The organism is Streptomyces caeruleatus, assembly GCF_001514235.1.
GTDB classification, from domain to species: Bacteria; Actinomycetota; Actinomycetes; order Streptomycetales; family Streptomycetaceae; genus Streptomyces; species Streptomyces caeruleatus.
Map to the genome: position 1 here is coordinate 1 of NZ_KQ948979.1, position 871 is coordinate 871.

1 protein-coding gene is annotated in these 871 nt (G+C 65.0%); it reads right to left on the reverse strand.

Features of this window, described 5'->3' with window-relative positions:
• Positions 1-11: 11 nt before the first annotated feature.
• Positions 12-829, reverse strand: a protein-coding gene (locus AQJ67_RS47420; protein ID WP_107123150.1) for an IS5 family transposase whose coding sequence is annotated in 2 segments (ribosomal slippage) — positions 12-487 and positions 487-829 — 819 coding nt in all. Because the reading frame shifts where the segments join, the coding sequence is not laid out codon by codon here.
• Positions 830-871: the final 42 nt, after the last annotated feature.

The following is an 871-nucleotide window of genomic DNA, read 5'->3' on the forward strand; positions in this document are numbered from 1 at the left end:
AAGACCGTGTCCTACGTGGTGAGGCGGACGAGTCGCTTGTAGCAGCAGAGAGCGGCAGCAAGTCCGAGAAATGCCAGGTAGTTGAGGGGGTGGCGCTCGTAGCGGGGACTGAGTCTGCGGTAGCCGGAGAGCCACGACATCGTGCGCTCGATCACCCACCTCCGACGTCCTAATCGCTCGCTGGATTCGATGCCTTTCCGGGCGATGCGTACTCCGATTCGCTTCCATCGGAGCCATCTGCGCAGGTCGGCGCGGTCGTAGGCTTTGTCTGCGTGTAGGCGCTGGGGCTTGAAGTACCGGCCGCGGTGAGGGTCGTGTTTCGATTGGTGGCCCTCGATCATGGGCTTCAGCCCTTCGCTGTCGTGGACGTTGCCGGCCGAGATGCCGACGAGGAGGGGCAGTCCGTTCGCGTCCGACAGGACGTGCATCTTGGAACCCGGCTTGCCCCGGTCCACGGGGCTCGGACCTGTGTGTTCGCCCCCTTTTTAGCCCTGACGTGGGCGGTGTCGAGTACTACGCGGGTGACGTCGATGAGGCCGGCATCGTCAAGGCGGTGCAGGACCGCTTCGTGCAGGCGACCCCAGACGCCGGCTCTCGACCAGATCAGGAACCGGCGGTGGGCGGTCGACTTCGATATGCCGAAACAAGGCGGCAGAGCGCGCCAGGCGCAGCCGCTGACCAGGACGTAGACGATCGCCGCGAACAACGTCTCGTCAGGTGTATCCGGCGTTCCGCCGCCCTGCGGCCGCACTCTCGACGGCGGGATCAGCGGCTTCGCAATCTCCCACAGCCCGTCAGGAACAATCCAACTCCACGTGCCCCGCCCCATACCGAAGCCAACGTCCGCCTCACCACGTAGGACACGGTCTAA